Consider the following 18517-nt stretch of genomic DNA (forward strand, 5'->3'; position numbering starts at 1 on the left):
TGGGAGCGAGCCTGCTCGCGAAGACGGCGGCACCTCCAACATTGATGCAAGCTGGCCCACCGCTTTCGCGAGCAGGCTCGCTCCCACAGGGGATCGGTGGTGGCAGCAGCAGCGTGGGGCTCAGGTTTTGGGCGGCACCGGGTTGGCGTCGAAGGTGTGCGGCGGCGCGACTTGCAGGGTGGTGACGGAGCCTTGTGCCGACAGCGAGTACGTCACTTTGGAAATCAGCATGTCACCGTCGAACCCCAGCACAGGATCGATCACCCGCACCAGCGTGTTATGCCGCCACAAGTCGCCATTGGCCTGGCGCCAGCCCTGCACGCGATAGGTGGTGGTCAGGGCCCTGCCGCTGCGAATGGCGCTTTCCCAATCGGCCCGTTGCTGGGCCAGTTCGAAGGTCAACTGCGTGCTCTCGCTGATCACCGTCACCCGCCTGCGCTTGAAGCTCAAATCGGTGGCGGTGCCGCAGACTTCGCTCACCGCCGCCCCGCTCTGCTGGTCATTGCCCTTGTGCTGGCCGATGACCCGGTATTCGGAGAACACCTGGCTGTAGTCCATCGGTGCGTTGCCCGACAAAATGTTCTTGCCCAACTCCAACACATCGCTGGCCCGCCCGCCGCTGCCGGGCTTGGCCAACAGCACGCGGCCTTGGGCATCGTCGGTGGAAAACACGCGGAACAACGTCAGCAAACGGTCGATGGATTGAAAGACCGTTTCCCCCGGTACGATGCTGTGTTCGCTCAACCGCGCCGTTTCGGGGATTTCACTGACCACCCCCACGCCATATTGCGCCGCCAGGGCCTGGACGATGCTCAGCAGCGTTTGCCCACGCCATTGGCTCGGGCGATTGATGGCCGCGCAGTCCACCAGGTCCTGGGTCTTGGAGCCGCCCTCGATGCTCAGGCTGATCTGCCGGCCGTCATAGCTGACAGGCGCCTTGAACACATAGCCGCTGAGGACCAGGTCGGTACCAATGCGCACCTGGCATTCATCCCCCGGACGAATCGGCACCGCTTGGGTCTGCCCCGGCCATTGCCAGGTGATGTCGAGTTTGAAGGTGCGAAACTGGCGCTCCAGGTCCGCACTGATTTCCACGCTTTTCCAGCCGCCGTAATCCAGCCCGCCGACGGTCAGCGAAACAGCGTTGTCGAGTTCGGCCATGGCTTACTCCCCCGAGACTTTCAGGTCGTTGGGCGGCAGGGAACCCGGATGGGCGACGCCATTACGCTGGGTCACTTCGGTCACCCGGGTGGCATCGGCGAATTGCTGGTACGCGACCACCAGTGCCGGCAGGCTTTGCTTGAACGACAGGTTGATCAGCCTTACGCCCGAAGACGCCACCGCCGTCAGGTGCGCGGCCATGTGCTGACGCAGGTTGTTCATCGCCTGATAGTGCTCCGGATCAGCCTTGAGGGAGGCCTGCCAGATCGCATCGTTCAGCGCGTCGCGCAGGGCCAGCACATCGTCGGCCACCGGCACATCCCGGCGCTGGACCGGTTGCACGGCCTGTTGCGCCACCGACGGCGTGGCGCCCAACTTGACCGCAGGCGCCGCCACCGGCATGGCCGCAATCCATTGCGCGGCCTGCACCAGCAACGTGTCCTGCACCAGATCGGCCACGGCCTGAGCCGCCGCCATGGTGTCCTTGCCGGTGGTGAGTTTCGGAGCATCGGCCTTGCGAATGGCCTCCACCTGTTGCGACACGCCGGCAATCACGCCGCGATAGCCGTCACGGGCAAAGTCCTTCAGCTCGCGGATGTCGCCCAGCAACCCCTTGAATTCGGCGACCACTTCCTTGGGCAATGCTTTCACCGCCTTGACCAGATCGCTGAGTTGCCGATAAGTCTCGATCAACGGCTTGAGCGCTTGTTCGATCACGCCGTAGATATCCTTGAGACTGTTGCGCAGGTCCGCGATGCCGATTCGCGCAGCCTTGATCAAGCGCATGGCGTCTTCGAAGCGTCGCACCGCCGATCCGAGGAAGCTATCGGCCGAGACCAGCAGCAGTTTCTGGCTGTTGATCGTGGCCGAGGGGAACTGCAGCGGCTGGTCGGGGTAGAACTTCAGGGCAAACGTCACCAGCCCGCCGTCCTGGCGAGTCTGGGTCATGTCGCATTCGCCGACCTTGACTTGCAGGCGTCCCAGCCACGGGTGCACCAGTTCACCACTGCCCTGCTCCAACGCCTTGAGCAACTTGTCACGCTGCTCCAGGCAATCGGGGCCGACGATGAACGCGGTCAACTCATGAATCTTCGCCTGCTGGCCGAGCCCTTCGAAAAACGGCTGGTCGCGCTGCGGATATTCATGCAATTGACCCTTGTGGCCGACCGGGGTTTTCGCCTGATCGACCCAGAACCCGACGCCACGAAACGACGCCGGCAACAAACGATCACGCCAGCTCATTGGAACCTCCTGCGGAAAGTGAGCGGTAGCCGATGCGCGAACTCACCGCCAGGGCCGGCTGATTGGTCTGGGGCGGATCGGCGCGCAGCCCGGCCGGCGCGTTTTCGAAGCGTACGGTCAGGCCGCCTTCGAGTTGCGTGCGGTTGTTGGCGGCGCTTTGTTGCACCAGGGCGCTGGAGGTTTTCGGCAAAGCTCCCGGCGCCAGCGAGGTTTTCGCTGGCACGGTGGCGGACGATGGCGCCAGGCTGGATGACAGGCCCGCTGGCTGTTCGCCGGCCCCACCAAAAAACGCCGGCGCCAGCTCACCCTTGCCTTCGGCATTGGTGGCGCGCTGCGCCTCGGTCAGTCCTTCGACCTTACCGGTGAACGAGGTGATCATCTCGCCGAAGCCGCCATTGAAAAACGCCTTGATCGGCGCGATCACCGCCTGCAACTCGTTCCACCACTGGCTGAACCACTCGCCCACCGGCCCCCATTGTCGGGTCAGGCCTTCGATGGGCGACCAGTCGAACAGGCCGCTGAACACCGCCAGCATGATCGACACCTGGTTGCGGATGCCTTCCCAGATCCCGGCGAAGACCTCGCCGATCGTGCCCCAGTTGGCCATGATCAGCCCCAGCGGCGTCCAATCGAACAGTCCTTTGAGGGCGTCCATCACCGGCACGGTCAAGGCCTTGAGCAGGTCCCAGATCGCCGCGAACAAGCCGGTCAGGGGCGCCCAATTGGCAACGATCAAACCCAAGGGTGACCAGGCGAACAGCGTCTGCATGAAACCGATGACGGGCGTTGCCGCCGCCACCAGCACATTCCAGAGCGCGCCGAAAAAGCTGCTGATCGGTCCCCAGTTGCTGATCACCAACCCCATCGGGGTGAAGGCGAACATCGTCTTGAAGAACTCGACCATGGGCAGCACGATCGGCGCGAGTCGTTGCCAGAGCCCGGCAAAGAACGCCGAAATCGGCGTCCAGTGGGCAATGATCATCCCTGCCGCCAGGGCGATGCCCATGGCAATCAAGCCGATGGGGTTCATCTTCATGGCCAGGTTGACCACTTCCATGGCCTGGCTCGCACCGCTGACCGCGGTCTGGATCGCGTTGAACGCCACGACGCCCGTTGCCAGGCCCTGCACCAGTTGCGGATTGTCCTGCAGCACCTGGGCCACGCTGCTGACCATGGGTTGCAAACTGACCGCCACCGCGTTGACCGCAGGCCCCAGCGCCGAACCGAATTGCACCGACACGTTGCTGATGGAAGTCTTCAATCCATCCAGGCTCTGTGCCGCCACACGAGGCGCGTCCGGCGCCTGCAGGGCGCTGGCCGCCGCGTTCACCGCACCGACTTCCCCCTTGAAGGCCAGCGCCGACTTGAGCCCGTCCATGAACGGCTGGGCCAGGCCGCCGCTGGGCAGCAGGCCGGAAATATCCAGGCTGCCCAAACCCGTGGCATCAAGGTTCTGCTTGAAACTGGCGACCTTCGCACGAAGGCTCGCGAGCTTGGGTGACAGCTCGTCAATGCCCGTCAGCAGCACTGCTTTTTTCTCTACCTTTTCTGTGTCTGCCATCACTGCACCTGCTGCATCGCATTGATCCGTTGCGCGTGCTCCAAGGATTCACGGAGCACGTCCAGTGGCCTGGCCATCATCTGTTCGGGGTCAACCTTCCAGAACCAGGCCAGGTCATAGGCGGCGGCGATCAGGTCGCCGATGGCTGCGACGCCGCACTCATGAAAAAACTCGCGACGGCCCAGCTCAAGGCATTGAGGTCAGCCAGGTCCAACTGGTTGACCGACGATGGTGGGATACCGGCGCACACCGCGATGTATTTGGCCGCGACGTCCATGTCCAGGCTCACCTCCTCGCTCTTGTCGATCTTGTAGGGCAACGCCTTTATCGCCCGCACTTCCTGCACCGTCGGACGGCGCAGGGTCAGCTCGCTCAATGGCTCGCCGTGGGCCTCGATGGCCACGCGCAACGTCACGACGTCAGTCATTGCCAGGTCCCCTTGATGCCTTCGAATTTCAGCTCGATGGTGGCGTCGTCGCCCTTGGACACCGGCTCCTCCACCAAGTAGGCGCCGGCCAGCACGTAGACCTTGCCGTTGTTGAATTCGCAGGTGACCGTCATGTCGGTGCCGGCCACGAGCTGCTTGAGCGGGAAGTCCGCGGTGTGCAGCGCCGTCACCTTGAAGGACGGGGCGATGTCGGTTTCCTTGTAGAAACCCGGTACGACGGTTTCACGTTTGGTGAACATCAGTGGCGCTTCGCAGCCGCCATTGATGGTCAGTTGAGCGCCGTCCACTTTGACGTAGCAGGTGCCCGCAATCAGTTGACCCATGGTGTTTCTCCCTTTCAATAAAAAGCCCACGCAAGGTGGGCCAGTGCTGTTCACTTAAGGTTTGTTTACGTGGCGAGAGAGCTTGCTCCCGCTGGGCTTTGTAGGAGCTGGCGAAGCCTGCGATCTTTTGATTTTGATCTTTCGCTCTCGACTCAATTGGCGTTGGAAAGACCGCAGCCTCGCTTCGCTCGGAGGCTCCTACACAGCTCCTGCAACCCGGCGGGAGCAAGCGCCCTTGCCACGGTCAGGCGGCGGCGTCGTATTGCAGGCGGAACTGGTTGAGCAGCGCGAACACCCGCAGGCCGTTGATGTAGTCCGGCGGGAACAGCACGTTGACCCGGCTCGGATCCTGGCTGTCGCGCTCGACCACCAGGTGCTCGGCGAACAGCTCGGCGTTTTCCACATGGCCTTCCAGCTCAAGCTTGGCGTATTGGGCGATCAGCTCGCCACGAATCGTGCTCGGAGTCACGATGGGCTGGCCGGCGCCGAAACGGGTGCCGTCGGCGGCCAGTTTGTGACGACCGTACTTGCTGGTGATCACGCTTTGCAGACGGCGGACGATGAACGCCGACTGGTGCAGGGTTTCGCTGTCCAGGTAGGAGTTGTCAGCCTGGCCGAAAGCGTTTTTCTGATACGTGGTAATGGAACGCTGGATGCGTACGTAGCCACCTTCGTAATACGCCGTGGCGATGCCGTAATTGAGCAGGGACTGACGCTCGGTCAGGGTAAAGCGCTCACTGGCCGGTGCCGGATCGAGGCCTGGCAGGCTGCCGCTTTGGGTCGGACGGCTGGCATCGGCGGAGATGAACACCGCCGTGCGAGCCGCCAAGGCAGCGGCCTGGACCCAGAACGGTTGCGGTACGCCCAGCTCCAGCGCCTGGATGGTCATGTGCTGGTCGTTGCGCGCCTGGCCGGCCGCAACCAGGGTGCCGAGGGTGCCGCGCTTGGCGCTGTAGACATGGCCGAACAACTGCTTGGCCCAGGACCAGCGACCGGTGCTGTCGTCCATGACCGCCTGCCAGGTATTGAGGCTCGCCACATCGGACCAAGGCATCGCGATGAACTCGAAGGGCTCGTCGCCCAGGGCCGCGACGGCAGCGGTCTGGTCCGGCACACCGGCGCCGCCGGTCATCGCGGTGATCGCGGTGGTCAGGCCCGCCGGGGTGTCTTCGCCATTGCTCTTGCCCAGGCGATTGAATTGCAGGCTGATGTCGTTGCCGCTGTCGCCGGTCCATTTGGCGCTGAGGGTCACGACGCCTTCGGCGGCCGCAGCGGTCACCGGCAGATCGGCGCTGGCGTTGATTTTCAACGCCAGCGCAGTCGCGGCCTGGGCTGCCGTGGCGCCGTTGACGATGGCGGCCTGGACGCGCACACCGCCGACGTACAGGTTGAGCACGCCGCTTTGCGTCGCGGCGCCGGTGAGGGTCAAAACGCCTTGGGCGATGGCGCCTTCGACGTTGTGCAGCGGCAGGCACCAGATTTCACCGAGCGGGTCGGTCTTGCGCCAGGTCTCGTACATCGAGGCGAGCATCGAGCCCTGCCCGCCAATACTCTTGGCCAGCGCGACGCTGGACACCAGCACCAGCTTGCCGACCTCGGACGGAGCGACGTTGTCGTTGACCTGGGCGACGATCAACCGGCGCATGGCTGACGACGCGCTATTGGCGGCCGAATTGTCCATTTCGGCGTAGAACAGCGGAACACGAATGTCCGCGGGAATGTTGCTGAATCCGATCGCCATTATTTGGCTCCCTGTGTTTTTGCCGCTTTCACGGCTTTGGTAGTGATATCGCCATCGGCCAGACGTCGACGCCACCAGGCGTTGTCCGGCACTTCACGGCCCTCGAGGGGCAACAGATCGCCCGCCTCCGGGTCCGGTACGGCACGGCCCGGGGCCGGCAGCACGGTGATGCGTTTGCTCATGGGGTTACGTCTCCAGAAAAAGTCAGTTCCACGCGCCCGTCGGGGCCGGGGCGTTTCAGGTTGGGGTCCGCCGGATCGATGGCATCGACCCGCACGGTGGCCCCGGTAAAGGACGACAAGCCGTCCAGTTCACGCTCGTGCCAGCTTTCGGCAGGCTGGCTCGCCAGATTGCGGCCCAGCTGGAACTCGGCGAAAAAGCGCAGCCGGTACAACACACGGCTGCTGTTGATGGAAACCAGTTCGCTGCCGTCGTACTCGACGCCGGTGTACTCAGCGCCCGGCTTGAACCCCACCAGCGCGCGCCACAGTTCGGCCCGCAGGTCGTGCAACAGATCCAGCGCTTTTGTCGCGTCAGTGGCGTCGAGCACCAGCACGGCATCGAAGCGATCACGCACCGCTTGCAACGTGACGTTTTGCGCCGCGTTCTTGCTGGCGATGTCGGCAGTGGGCAGGACATAGGCGCAGGGGGTTTGCAGCGGGGCCTCGGCTTGCAGCGTGGCAACGTCGAAGCCTGCGGCCACGCGACGGGCGAGCGTGGGGCATTGCTCACGCAACTGCGTGAGGATCGGGGTGATCTTCATGGAGGTGCTCCGGTATCTGAAGGTGCGAGTGAACCCTGTTGGAGCGAGCTTGCTCGCGAAAGCGGTGGGTCAGGCAGCATTGATGTTGGATGTACTGACGTCTTCGCGAGCAAGCTCGCTCCCACAGAAGAACTCGGTTGGACGCGGGGGTATGTGCAACGCTGAACAAAACCTGTGGGAGCGAGCTTGCTCGCGATGGCGGCGTCTCAGGCAGCAGAGATGTTGAATGCAAGACCGCTATCGCGAGCAAGCTCGCTCCCACAGGGTGGGTAGGGCCAGGCCTTGGCGTCCAGGCAGGTCGCGTCAATGGTGCAGCGGTAGCTTTTTTCCCGGTCGCCGCTGGCGGTGACTTTGTCGATCGACCAGCGACCGCGCATGAAGTCCGGCCAGGACGGGTCCAGCAGTACGATGCCTTCGGCGGACAGCCCCGGGTTGCCAGGGCATTCGATCTTTACCTTGAGGGCTTCGCCATGGCTTAGCCCTCGAGTGCGGTGTATTGGTCCGGGTCGTCGATGTTCGACACTTCCCAAATGCGGGCAAACTTCGCGATGCCCAACGGGTCATCCATCAGCGTCGGGCCGAGGTACAAGGTTTGGCGGAAGGAAAGGGTCCAGGCGGTGTACGACCTTGTCGGGTTGATGAACGTAGATGGCAGGCCATCGATCTCCGTGGGCAAGTCGCATTGATCGCCCGACAGACCCCAGCGGTTATCCATCACCAAGTGCTTCAGCTCAGCGGCCAAATCGCAGGCCTCCCATCCCGGGACGGCCATGACCACTTGCAGGGAAACCGTCAGGACATGGGCGATATGCCCATTGTTGGCGCGGTGACCGGGCGCATCACGCTCGATGGCAATCAGTATCCAGGGTTGATCGTCGGTGCCATCGAACGCCTGAGGGCTGCCGACTTTCAAGGTGGGATAAGTGGCGCGCAGCGTCTGGGCAATGGCCGAGAACAACTGCGACGGTTTTTCGATAAGGGCAGGCATTGATCGCCTCCTTGTGTAGGGATCAGCGCTGTCGATTCACGGCTGGTCGGGAGGAACGTCTCGCGGAGGGACTTCACACACGCCGATCCGCTTGGCGACCCAGCGCTCGTAAAGACCGATGGCCACATCGGCACCGGCCATGGCGGTCAGGCAACCCAGGGCGCAAGCGCTCCAGATCGACATCCCGAGGGCGTACAACAGCATCGTTGCCGATACGCCGCAGACCACGCAGGCACCGGAGCGCAGAACCACGCGGCGCAGCAACGGCCAGCCACGGGCGCCCTCCTTGTCGGCGCGCCACATCTCGCCGGACACCCCGCCCACCAGGGCGAGCACGATGACCAGCCAGATCGGCATGTCCAGCAACGCTTGTTGCTCGTTTGTCATGTCAGGCTTCCTGGGGGGTGGGTTAAGAACGAGAGAATCGATCACGCTATCGAGTGATGAGCATGTCGAGGCTGGTCGCGTCGCAGGAGTTGTTGGCTTTCCTATCGATGACCAGATAAAGCGAAGACGTCGGCGTGACGGCGACGCTGTTCAACATGAAGGTAGTGCTGCCGCCGTTTGCCAGGCTCCCGGACTGGAGCACGGTGTCGCCCAGGTTCAGCGACCAGCCGACACCGTCTCCGCAGGCGTTATGCAGGTCATTAACCCGGCCGAGTACGTTGATATTGCCGGTGACAGGACTGGCCCAGCGGAAGATGCTCTGGCTGTTGGTGCCCGGATGCGCAACCACATCCCCCTGTTTGAATACGAAGCTGGTGCCCGAGCCGGTGAAGGTGAAGCTCTTCTTGGGAATAGCGATCCAGGAAGCCGGGACGTCGTCTCGCCAGCAAGTGGTTGGATTACCGTTACACACCTCGGCCTGGAACGTCGGAAAGAGCGTGTAGTTGGCCGAGGCGTTTACCCCCGATTTGTTTTGCATGAAGGACCAGGGCGAACCGGCCGGTGTGGCTTCGGTCATCAGGTACATGTCCCGGGCCAGGTTCCACGACAGGGCCGTATCAGCCCAACTGTTCAGGGATACGAAGGACGACAGAAACGCAGTCGCCAGTAGGATTGTTTTGAGCAATTTCATTTTTCTTACCTCGGTTGATGTCATTGAGTACGGCGTGCAGGATCTATTCCGCACGCTGTTCGCTCGCCGGCGTCCACTCGAGGCTCAACGGCCTTCACATGATTCAACGTTCCGCATCGGGAACACTTGATCTGGAGTTCGGTGTTCTCACATACCGATAAATGTTATTTGGTAATCAGCATGTCGATGGTGCTTGAGTCGCAAGAGTAATTAGTCTTTTTATCAAGGACGAAGTAAATGGGTGAGGCGGCGGTGACAGGTACATTGCTAAGAGAAAAAACAGCCCCCGTACCTTTGGCCAAGCTACCCGACTGCAGAACCGCACCGCCCTGATTAAGCGACCATGCGACACCATCACCACAGGCGCTGTGGATACTGTTGATACGCCCCAGAATATTGACGGCACCAGTGACAGGGCTGGTCCAGCGGATGATGGTTTGACTATTCATGCCTGGATGAAAAATCACGTTACCTGGCGGAACAGTAAAGCTGCCGTTCCCGCTGTAGTTATAGGTTTCCTTGTGAACGGTTACATGAGCCCCGGATGGAATGTCTTGCCAGCAGGTCGCAGGTTTTCCGCCACACACATCGGCCGTAAACGAAGGCAGAAGGATGTAGTTGTCGGGATTATTCACGCCAGAGGCGTTTTCCATGAACGCCCAAGGCGAGCCTGTCGCAATACGCTCCTTTGCGAAGATCACATCTTTTGCCAAGTTCCAAGACAGGGCGGTTTCTGCCCAAGCGTTAACGGATGCACCAGAAAATAGAAACAAGCTCAGCAATGCAGCAATCGTAAGTTTTTTCATGAGATCACCTTTTGAGTCGGATAATTTGAACTGCGCGGCTTTAACGCTCATGTCGCTCGACGGCGTTCACTCGAAGCTCAACGGCCTTCACATGATTCAACGTCCCGCACCGGGAACACTTGATCTGGAGTTCGGTGTTCTCGCCCACGCGGGCCAGAAGTTTTTTACAGTGACCGCATCTGAAATCCTTCAGCATCGAAAGCCCTCCCATTGGCGGCGGTTTGAAGTGCCTCGCGGCACAGGCATTCCAAAAAGCCCGGTTGCCCAGGCTTTTCAGTAATGCGCTTGATCTTTCGGCGCGACTGGCGCGGTACGGATCCATTCAAATTGTTCCTCCGGCCGCGGTCCCTGCCCGCCGGATAACTGCTTCTGGTGCTTTACGCTGCACACCCGGGCCAGTTGCCAACCCTCTGAACCGTTAAGGCCGGTTCATCGCTGCCTGTTGGTGGAACTAAAGAGCTTTGTTGCCAGCCGCTTTGTCGAGCGGCTTGGACACAGAATATGCATGGATGCATATACAGTCAATGCGTAAATGCATTTATTTATGCATGGCAAATGCATGAGCGCATGAAACCCGCAGAAACACTGAGGGTTGCCAGTTTTCAGGAGACGAAAAAAAACCCGCGCAGCGGCGGGTTTTATCTGACAGCGGAGGGGTTAACGGGCGTACATGCCCCACCAGAAGACGTGACCGAGGATGACGATCTGCTCGTCCTGCATTTCCTGGAACGTGTAGTCCTCATCCGGATGTTCATCGCGATTGAAGCTACGCAGGCGGATGCCGGTGGGCAGGCGGTAAAGCTGCTTCACCCGCAGTTGGCCGTTGTGATTGATGGCGTAGAGGTCACCGTCGACGATGTCGCCGATTCCGCATTTGCCCGCATTCACCCCAACCGTGGCGCCGTCGCGCAGCACCGGCAACATGCTGTTGCCGCGCACCGTCACGCACTTGGCCTGGTCGAACTGCACCCCATTGTGGCGCAGGCTGCGCTTGCCGAACCGCAGGCTGGAGCGCTCGCTTTCCTCGATGACGAATCTTCCTGATCCAGCAGCCAATTCAACCTCACGCAGAAAAGGGACCGACACTTCGTCTTCTTCGACGGGTGTTTCGTCGTCCCACAGGCTTATGTCCTTGAGTTCGGAATGCGGCTCGTCGCGGCGGGCATTGCCGACGGGCACAACGTCGGCGCGCCCGCGCAACTGATCGGTGCTCACGGCAAAATATTCGGCGATCTTCGAGATGTGTTTATCCGAAGGGTCGACGATCTTGCCGCTGAGGATCCGCGAGAGGGTGGACTGAGGCACGCCGGTACGCCGGTGAAGCTCCGTGGGGGAGATCCCGTGCTGATCGAGCAATGCTCTTAATACGGTCGAAACGTTGCGTTTTTGCATAACGCGCATAGTGCTTGTTCTTTTCGCAGAAGACAAATGCTGTTTTGCATAAATATGCAATTCCAACCAGTTGCATTCATTGTGGCGAGGGAGCTTGCTCCCGCTTGAGTGCGAAGCGCTCACAAAAGGGTCTGCTGCGCAGCCCAGCGGGAGCAAGCTCCCTCGCCACGGAATCGCCCTACACGCCGTTGGGAAAAGGCTCCAAAGCCGTCCTTCAAATATGCGTCACAAGGCTACGCTTTCTTGCGCCTCTGCCTACAACTACGCCAGAATCCGCCGGCTTGTGCGCCTTGGGGGCCACCGGTACTTTTGATCCTGTCACTGCCCATCAGTGATCGGGTTTAGTAGCCCGGTATTTCCAAGATGTACATCGCTCCATCCAGTCAGGTATTCCCATTCCTGCATTCGATGGTAGCTGTGCGCAGGGCGCCCTCGGGTGCGCCGGTTTCTTGGATCCCCGGTCTACTAACCTGCGTACAGCTGCCACCCATTTCGTTTAGTAGCGAATCGGTGACGGCTCCCACTTCGAGGATCCAAGCATCATGAGCAAGAACACTCCAAATCCCCCAGACGATCACGTCTCCCGCAGCCAATCGGCCAACGCCAAGAAACTCGACGACGCGGCCACCCGCGCCCTGGACTATTACCTCAAGCCGAAAACCGACAAGGAAACCGCTGACACACCCGACACCCTTTTCATCATCGCCCCCAACGTCGACGCCGAATGCCTGCTCGCCAACCTCAGCGAAACCCTGGCCTCGGCCAACGCCATGGTCAGTGACCTGGCATTCGACCTGAAAGGCTCGCGGCGGAATATCTTGCTGGGGGTTCAACAGATGATCGAGCTGAGCCAGTTGTTGGCGAACCGGGCGTTGGATGTGGTTGAGGTGAGGTAGCACTCATGATGCAAGCCACGGCCTAAGAGAAACCCGAGTCATCACTGTGGGAGCGAGCTTGCTCGCGATGGCGGTAGTCCAGTTACAACTAAGTTGTATTGGCAGCCGTCATCGCGAGCAGGCTCGCTCCCACAATTGGATCGGAGTACAGCCGGAGAGACAGGTCGGCTGTAAGGCCGCCTCGCGAGCAAGCTTTGCTCCCACAGATATGATGGATGTACGACCGGGAGAGCCAGGTCGGCTATCAGGCCGCCTCGGTTTTGTTTTTGATCTGGCGCGCCCCGTTAACCACGATGGCTGAACGAAGGTATTGCGCAGTGGGCAACCCGGCATGGATGCCGGGTTAGCCGCGCTGGGCCATGGATGGCCCTTCGCGGCGGCCCACGGAGCAATGCCTTCGTTCAGGCATGCCGAGCCTAGGCGAGGCACCGAGTGGTGGGGCAGGAGCGTTTTGGTTACTTTTGCGCTCTTCAAAAGTAACCCGCCGTCAGGGCGGAACCATAAGTAGCCGTTACCGCGGCAACGGATATACACCCAATCCCAAACTGGGTCCCCCCCGACCACCCATGTTAACCTTGCGCCCATCGCGGAAAAGCCGGGCCAATGCCCCTCCTTTTGCCCCACACCTTTCAACGAGCTTCCCTGACACCCATGAATACCGCCGTGAACGACCTGTCCTCCCACACGCCGATGATGCAGCAATACTGGCGCCTGAAGAACCAGCACCCCGATCAGCTGATGTTCTACCGCATGGGGGACTTCTACGAGATCTTCTACGAGGACGCGAAGAAAGCCGCCAAGCTGTTGGACATCACCCTGACGGCACGTGGGCAATCGGCGGGCATGGCGATACCGATGTGTGGGATTCCTTACCACGCGGCGGAAGGTTACCTGGCGAAGCTGGTCAAGCTCGGCGAATCCGTGGTGATCTGCGAGCAAGTCGGCGACCCGGCCACCAGCAAAGGGCCTGTCGAACGCCAAGTCGTGCGGATCATCACACCGGGTACAGTCAGTGACGAAGCCTTGCTGGATGAACGCCGGGACAACCTGATCGCCGCGGTGCTGGGCGATGAGCGCCTGTTCGGCCTGGCGGTCCTGGACATCACCAGTGGCAATTTCTCGGTGCTGGAAATCAAGGGCTGGGAAAACCTGCTGGCGGAGCTGGAGCGGGTCAATCCGGTAGAGCTGTTGATTCCCGATGACTGGCCCAAAGACCTGCCGGCGGAAAAACGCCGTGGCGTACGTCGACGGGCACCGTGGGATTTCGAGCGCGACTCGGCGCTGAAAAGTCTCTGCCAGCAGTTTTCCACCCAGGACCTCAAGGGCTTCGGTTGCGAGAACCTGACCCTGGCCATCGGCGCGGCCGGTTGCCTGCTGGCCTACGCCAAGGAAACCCAGCGCACCGCCCTGCCCCACTTGCGCAGCCTGCGTCACGAGCGCCTGGATGACACCGTGGTGCTGGACGGCGCGAGCCGACGCAACCTGGAGTTGGACACCAACCTGGCCGGCGGGCGCGACAACACCTTGCAATCGGTGGTCGATCGCTGCCAGACCGCCATGGGCAGCCGCCTGCTGACCCGCTGGTTGAACCGTCCTCTGCGGGACCTGACGGTACTGACAGCGCGCCAGTCTTCCATTACTTGCCTGCTGGACCGCTATCGCTTCGAGCAGCTGCAACCGCAGCTCAAGGAAATCGGCGACATCGAGCGGATCCTCGCCCGTATCGGCCTGCGCAACGCCCGTCCCCGTGACTTGGCGCGCTTGCGCGATGCCCTCGGCGCGTTGCCTGAACTGCAGGTGGCGATGACCGACCTCGAAGCGCCGCACCTGCAACAACTGGCACAAACCACCAGCACCTACCCGGAGCTGGCCGCGCTGCTGGAAAAAGCCATTATCGACAACCCGCCGGCGGTGATCCGTGACGGTGGCGTGCTGAAAACCGGCTACGACGCCGAACTCGACGAGCTGCAAGCCCTGAGCGAGAACGCCGGCCAGTTCCTGATCGACCTCGAGGCCCGGGAAAAAGCCCGCACCGGACTGGCCAACCTCAAGGTCGGCTACAACCGAATTCACGGTTACTTCATCGAACTGCCAAGCAAACAGGCAGAGCAAGCCCCGGCTGACTACGTCCGCCGCCAGACCCTCAAGGGCGCCGAGCGCTTCATCACCCCGGAACTCAAGGCGTTTGAAGACAAGGCGCTGTCGGCCAAGAGTCGCGCCCTGGCCCGGGAAAAGATGCTCTACGAAGCGCTGCTCGAGGATCTGATCAGCCAATTGCCGCCCTTGCAGGACACCGCCGGCGCCCTGGCGGAACTGGACGTGCTGAGCAACCTGGCTGAACGCGCGCTCAACCTGGACCTCAACTGCCCACGCTTCGTCAGCGAACCATGCATGCGCATCAGCCAGGGTCGTCATCCCGTGGTCGAGCAAGTCCTGACCACGCCGTTCGTGGCCAACGACCTGAGCCTGGACGACAACACCCGCATGCTGGTGATCACCGGTCCGAACATGGGCGGTAAATCCACCTACATGCGCCAGACCGCGTTGATCGTGCTGCTGGCCCACATTGGCAGCTTCGTTCCGGCGGCCAGTTGCGAGTTGTCCCTGGTGGACCGCATCTTTACCCGGATCGGCTCCAGTGATGACCTGGCCGGTGGACGCTCGACATTCATGGTGGAAATGAGCGAAACCGCGAATATCCTGCACAACGCCACCGAACGCAGCCTGGTGCTGATGGACGAAGTCGGCCGCGGCACCAGCACCTTCGACGGCTTGTCCCTGGCCTGGGCCGCGGCCGAACGCCTCGCGCACCTGCGGGCCTACACGCTGTTCGCCACCCATTACTTCGAACTCACCGTGTTGCCGGAAAGCCAGCCGCTGGTGGCCAACGTTCACCTCAACGCCACCGAGCACAACGAGCGCATCGTCTTCCTGCACCACGTGCTGCCCGGCCCGGCCAGCCAGAGCTACGGCTTGGCGGTGGCGCAACTGGCCGGCGTGCCGAGCGAAGTGATCAGCCGTGCCCGCGAGCACCTGAGCCGCCTGGAAACCACCAGCCTGCCCCACGAAGCACCACGCCCGACCAAAGGCAAACCGGCCGCGCCACAGCAAAGCGACCTGTTCGCCAGCCTGCCGCATCCGGTGCTCGATGAACTGGCCAAGCTCGATGTGGACGACCTGACGCCACGTCGGGCACTCGAATTGCTCTATACATTGAAGACACGGATCTAACGCACAGGCTTTCAAGCTGTTAGAATCTCGCGCGGTTTGGGATGCTGCGGGCTATTAGCCTGGTTCGCAGACTACCGCTCCCAAACCTCGCGACCCCGCCGTGAAGGGGCTTCGCGACAGCCGCCTGAGGAGAGAATTAGAAATGACCTTCGTCGTCACCGACAACTGCATCAAGTGCAAGTACACCGACTGCGTAGAAGTGTGTCCGGTGGACTGCTTCTACGAAGGGCCGAATTTCCTGGTCATTCACCCGGACGAGTGCATCGACTGCGCCCTGTGTGAACCGGAATGCCCTGCCGTGGCCATCTTCTCCGAAGATGAAGTGCCCGCTGGCATGGAAAATTTCATCGAGCTGAACGCCGAGCTGGCGGACATCTGGCCGAACATCACCGAGAAGAAAGACCCTATGCCAGGCGCCGAAGAGTGGGATGGCAAGACTGGCAAGATCGCAGACCTGGAACGCTGATCATCCCTGCGTTCGTCGAAAAGGCCCCTTGCGGGCCTTTTTGCTTTTTCGGATCAAGAAATCGCAGGCAAAAAAAAGGGGCGGTTTGACCCGCCCACATTTTTTCCCTAATCCCTTTAATCCTATTCATCGTCCTGATGAATCGCGTCCTGCGATGTCCTTCCTTCCCATCGTCCTTGACGGGTGTGTCTGTCCGTCGACACAGGGCTGATATTAGTGTCTTCCCAGGCGAGTGCAACGCGGGTGATACAGGTGGGTTGCTCTGTCACACTATGTTCACCAAATAATTTCCCTTATAAATCAGGTGAATACGAAAAGATCACGGCGTTTATAGCAGTCTATCCCGGTGCAGGGGAACCGATCGCTTACGTAACACTCGGCAAAAGCTTACAAGCTGAACCTATAAATGGAGCTGGGTTGGGGAAGCGACCCTCTGGAAACGCAGAAGCTTCGAACCTGTTGGTCTATCGTTTTACGAAGGGGGTTCAAGGTTGGTGTGTATATCCATTGCTGCGGTAACGGCCACTTAGGGTTCCGCCCTGACGGCGGGTCACTTTTGGAAAAGCCGGGAGCCGGACCAGCCAAAAGTAACCAAAAGCGCTTTGCCCCACCACTCGGCACCTCGCCTAGGCTCGGTGTGCCCTCACTCCGGCATTGCTCCGTGGGCCGCCGCGAAGGGCCATCCATGGCCCAGCGCGGCTAACCCGGCATCCATGCCGGGATGCCCACTGCGCAATGCCTGCGTTCGGCCAGCGTGGTTTAACGGGGCGCCCAGATCAAGATCAAGATCCAAAGCAAGAGCAAGAGCAAGAGCAAGAGCAAGAGCAAGAGCAAGAGCAAGAGCGGGGCACAGGCCGGCACTGATGTGGTTGAGCCACCGCTATCGCGAGCAGGCTCGCTCCCACATTGGATCTAAAGCAGACACAAAACCCATACACACCGCAAAACCTGTGGGAGCGGGCTTGCTCGCGAAGAGGCCAACACATTTCAATCTTCATTGACTGAGCCACCGCTATCGCGAGCAAGCTCGCTCCCACATTGGATTTTCAGCAGACATAAAATTCATGCGCACCCAGTCCCCTTGTGGGAGCGAGCTTGCTCGCGATGGGGCCAGTACATTCAATCATCATCGACTGTAACGCCGCCTTCGCGAGCAAGCCCGCTCCACAGGGGAAACGCGGTCTCACCAAGAACCAGGTCGGCTACAAGGCCACCCCGTTTTGAAACGGATATCCCCCTAAACCCAAGCCCAAAAAAACGGCACTTCCCATTTCTGGGAAGCACCGCTTTTTCAAACTGCACAGCATCACCGCCAGTCAGGGCGCGTTTCTGCTGCACTTACCTGGGTGTTACTGAAACAACGACTCACTCGACAAGCCGTTCTTCTCCAGGATCTCTCGCAAACGCTTGAGACCTTCAACCTGGATCTGCCTGACCCGCTCACGCGTCAACCCAATCTCCAGCCCGACATCTTCAAGCGTGCTGCTTTCGTGCCCCCGCAAGCCAAAGCGGCGAATCACCACTTCCCGTTGCTTGTCGGTCAACTCCGAGAGCCATTGGTCGATGCTCTGGGACAGGTCATCATCCTGAAGCAGTTCACACGGGTCGGTGGGCCGATCGTCCGTGAGGGTATCCAGCAAGGTTTTATCCGAGTCCGGCCCCAGGGAAACGTCCACCGAGGAAACCCGCTCGTTAAGCCCAAGCATGCGCTTGACCTCACCCACCGGTTTTTCCAGCAGGTTGGCGATTTCCTCAGGTGAAGGTTCATGATCGAGTTTCTGGGTCAACTCACGGGCAGCCCGCAGGTAGACGTTCAGTTCCTTGACCACATGAATCGGCAACCGGATCGTCCGGGTCTGGTTCATGATCGCCCGTTCGATGGTCTGGCGGATCCACCAGGTGGCGTAGGTCGAGAAACGGAAGCCGCGCTCAGGGTCGAATTTCTCGACGGCGCGAATCAGGCCCAGGTTGCCCTCTTCGATCAGGTCCAGCAGCGAAAGCCCGCGATTGACGTAGCGTCGGGCGATTTTCACCACCAGGCGCAGGTTGCTTTCAATCATGCGTTTTCGACCGGCCGGGTCACCACTTTGCGACAGCCGCGCAAAATGAACTTCTTCCTCGGGGGAGAGCAGTGGCGAGAAACCGATTTCGTTGAGGTACAGCTGAGTGGCGTCCAGCGCCCGGGTGTAATCGATGTACTTATGTTGTTTAAGTGAAGCGGAGTGTTTGGATTTGGCACGAACGGAAGGTGGAGTCGCCCCTTCATCATTCGACATCGAATCCATAGCGATGCCGGTCTCCATAAGGAGAACCTCATCGTCGATGTCAAACTCCGGCACTTCTTTACTGAGAGCCATTGTTATAGTCCTTTGGTGAGTTCGACCTCAAGCTCGAGCGACGCCTTTATCCTTGGCAACGCTG

Annotated in this window: 18 protein-coding genes and 2 pseudogenes; 3 read left to right on the forward strand and 17 right to left on the reverse strand. The window is 60.7% G+C overall.

Annotation, left to right across the window (positions count from 1 at the left end):
* Window positions 1-120 precede the first annotated feature (120 nt).
* The 16 genes and pseudogenes from ACIPQ1_RS09480 to ACIPQ1_RS09555 all read right to left on the reverse strand — a co-directional run bounded on the left by ACIPQ1_RS09480 (window position 121) and on the right by ACIPQ1_RS09555 (window position 11503).
* Window positions 121-1161, reverse strand: coding sequence for a phage baseplate assembly protein (locus tag ACIPQ1_RS09480; RefSeq protein WP_446534004.1), 1041 nt, complete (start codon window positions 1159-1161; stop codon window positions 121-123).
* 3 nt (window positions 1162-1164) lie between these two features.
* A complete protein-coding gene (locus tag ACIPQ1_RS09485) occupies window positions 1165-2403 on the reverse strand; it encodes a DNA circularization protein (RefSeq protein WP_446534005.1) in 1239 nt (412 codons plus the stop codon).
* A complete protein-coding gene (locus tag ACIPQ1_RS09490; RefSeq protein ID WP_446534006.1) occupies window positions 2390-3964 on the reverse strand; it encodes a phage tail protein in 1575 nt (524 codons plus the stop codon). Before ACIPQ1_RS09490 ends, ACIPQ1_RS09485 begins: the two co-directional genes overlap by 14 nt.
* 130 nt (window positions 3965-4094) lie before the next feature.
* The gene (locus ACIPQ1_RS09495; RefSeq protein ID WP_045155211.1) at window positions 4095-4391 is read right to left on the reverse strand and encodes a phage tail assembly protein; all 297 of its coding nucleotides are present in this window, start codon (window positions 4389-4391) and stop codon (window positions 4095-4097) included.
* Window positions 4388-4735: a phage tail tube protein gene (locus ACIPQ1_RS09500; RefSeq protein ID WP_003198314.1), complete on the reverse strand. Its 348-nt coding sequence runs from the start codon at window positions 4733-4735 to the stop codon at window positions 4388-4390. The genes ACIPQ1_RS09495 and ACIPQ1_RS09500 overlap by 4 nt, the downstream gene beginning before the upstream one ends.
* 244 nt (window positions 4736-4979) lie before the next feature.
* The gene (locus ACIPQ1_RS09505; protein WP_446534007.1) at window positions 4980-6476 is read right to left on the reverse strand and encodes a phage tail sheath subtilisin-like domain-containing protein; all 1497 of its coding nucleotides are present in this window, start codon (window positions 6474-6476) and stop codon (window positions 4980-4982) included.
* The gene (locus tag ACIPQ1_RS09510; RefSeq protein ID WP_186705535.1) at window positions 6476-6658 is read right to left on the reverse strand and encodes a DUF2635 domain-containing protein; all 183 of its coding nucleotides are present in this window, start codon (window positions 6656-6658) and stop codon (window positions 6476-6478) included. Before ACIPQ1_RS09510 ends, ACIPQ1_RS09505 begins: the two co-directional genes overlap by 1 nt.
* Window positions 6655-7239: a phage tail terminator protein gene (locus tag ACIPQ1_RS09515; RefSeq protein ID WP_446534008.1), complete on the reverse strand. Its 585-nt coding sequence runs from the start codon at window positions 7237-7239 to the stop codon at window positions 6655-6657. Before ACIPQ1_RS09515 ends, ACIPQ1_RS09510 begins: the two co-directional genes overlap by 4 nt.
* A 278-nt stretch (window positions 7240-7517) precedes the next feature.
* A pseudogene (locus ACIPQ1_RS09520) lies at window positions 7518-7706 on the reverse strand (phage late control D family protein); the annotation flags it as partial.
* Between the two features lie 8 nt (window positions 7707-7714).
* On the reverse strand, window positions 7715-8227 hold the full coding sequence (locus ACIPQ1_RS09525; RefSeq protein ID WP_446534009.1) for a hypothetical protein: 513 nt from the start codon (window positions 8225-8227) through the stop codon (window positions 7715-7717).
* 36 nt (window positions 8228-8263) lie between these two features.
* Window positions 8264-8614 carry a phage holin family protein gene (locus ACIPQ1_RS09530; protein WP_123342521.1) on the reverse strand — a complete coding sequence of 117 codons (351 nt, stop codon included), beginning with the start codon at window positions 8612-8614 and terminating at the stop codon, window positions 8264-8266.
* Between the two features lie 46 nt (window positions 8615-8660).
* Entirely contained in the window at window positions 8661-9305 is a 645-nt protein-coding gene (locus ACIPQ1_RS09535; protein WP_446534010.1) for a hypothetical protein, read from the reverse strand.
* A 43-nt stretch (window positions 9306-9348) separates the two neighbouring features.
* Window positions 9349-9448 (reverse strand): annotated as a pseudogene (locus ACIPQ1_RS09540) (Com family DNA-binding transcriptional regulator); the annotation flags it as partial.
* 21 nt (window positions 9449-9469) lie between these two features.
* Window positions 9470-10111 carry a hypothetical protein gene (locus tag ACIPQ1_RS09545; RefSeq protein WP_250965176.1) on the reverse strand — a complete coding sequence of 214 codons (642 nt, stop codon included), beginning with the start codon at window positions 10109-10111 and terminating at the stop codon, window positions 9470-9472.
* Window positions 10112-10151: 40 nt separating this feature from the next.
* On the reverse strand, window positions 10152-10307 hold the full coding sequence (locus ACIPQ1_RS09550) for a Com family DNA-binding transcriptional regulator (protein ID WP_250965190.1): 156 nt from the start codon (window positions 10305-10307) through the stop codon (window positions 10152-10154).
* Between the two features lie 461 nt (window positions 10308-10768).
* Window positions 10769-11503 (reverse strand): LexA family transcriptional regulator, encoded by a 735-nt coding sequence (locus ACIPQ1_RS09555; protein WP_028237204.1) that lies wholly within the window; start codon window positions 11501-11503, stop codon window positions 10769-10771.
* A 542-nt stretch (window positions 11504-12045) separates the two neighbouring features.
* Here ACIPQ1_RS09555 and ACIPQ1_RS09560 point away from each other — a divergent pair.
* From ACIPQ1_RS09560 to fdxA, 3 genes are all read left to right on the forward strand, one after another.
* Entirely contained in the window at window positions 12046-12399 is a 354-nt protein-coding gene (locus ACIPQ1_RS09560; protein ID WP_186705517.1) for a DUF6124 family protein, read from the forward strand.
* 663 nt (window positions 12400-13062) lie between these two features.
* Window positions 13063-15630: a DNA mismatch repair protein MutS gene (gene mutS, locus ACIPQ1_RS09565; protein ID WP_434572064.1), complete on the forward strand. Its 2568-nt coding sequence runs from the start codon at window positions 13063-13065 to the stop codon at window positions 15628-15630.
* A gap of 142 nt (window positions 15631-15772) precedes the next feature.
* Window positions 15773-16096 carry a ferredoxin FdxA gene (gene fdxA / locus ACIPQ1_RS09570; RefSeq protein ID WP_250965178.1) on the forward strand — a complete coding sequence of 108 codons (324 nt, stop codon included), beginning with the start codon at window positions 15773-15775 and terminating at the stop codon, window positions 16094-16096.
* A 1349-nt stretch (window positions 16097-17445) separates the two neighbouring features.
* Here the strand turns inward: fdxA and rpoS are convergent.
* The gene (gene rpoS, locus ACIPQ1_RS09575; RefSeq protein ID WP_003198289.1) at window positions 17446-18453 is read right to left on the reverse strand and encodes an RNA polymerase sigma factor RpoS; all 1008 of its coding nucleotides are present in this window, start codon (window positions 18451-18453) and stop codon (window positions 17446-17448) included.
* Window positions 18454-18517: the final 64 nt, after the last annotated feature.

The sequence above is a fragment of the Pseudomonas sp. LARHCG127 genome, assembly GCF_052871455.1.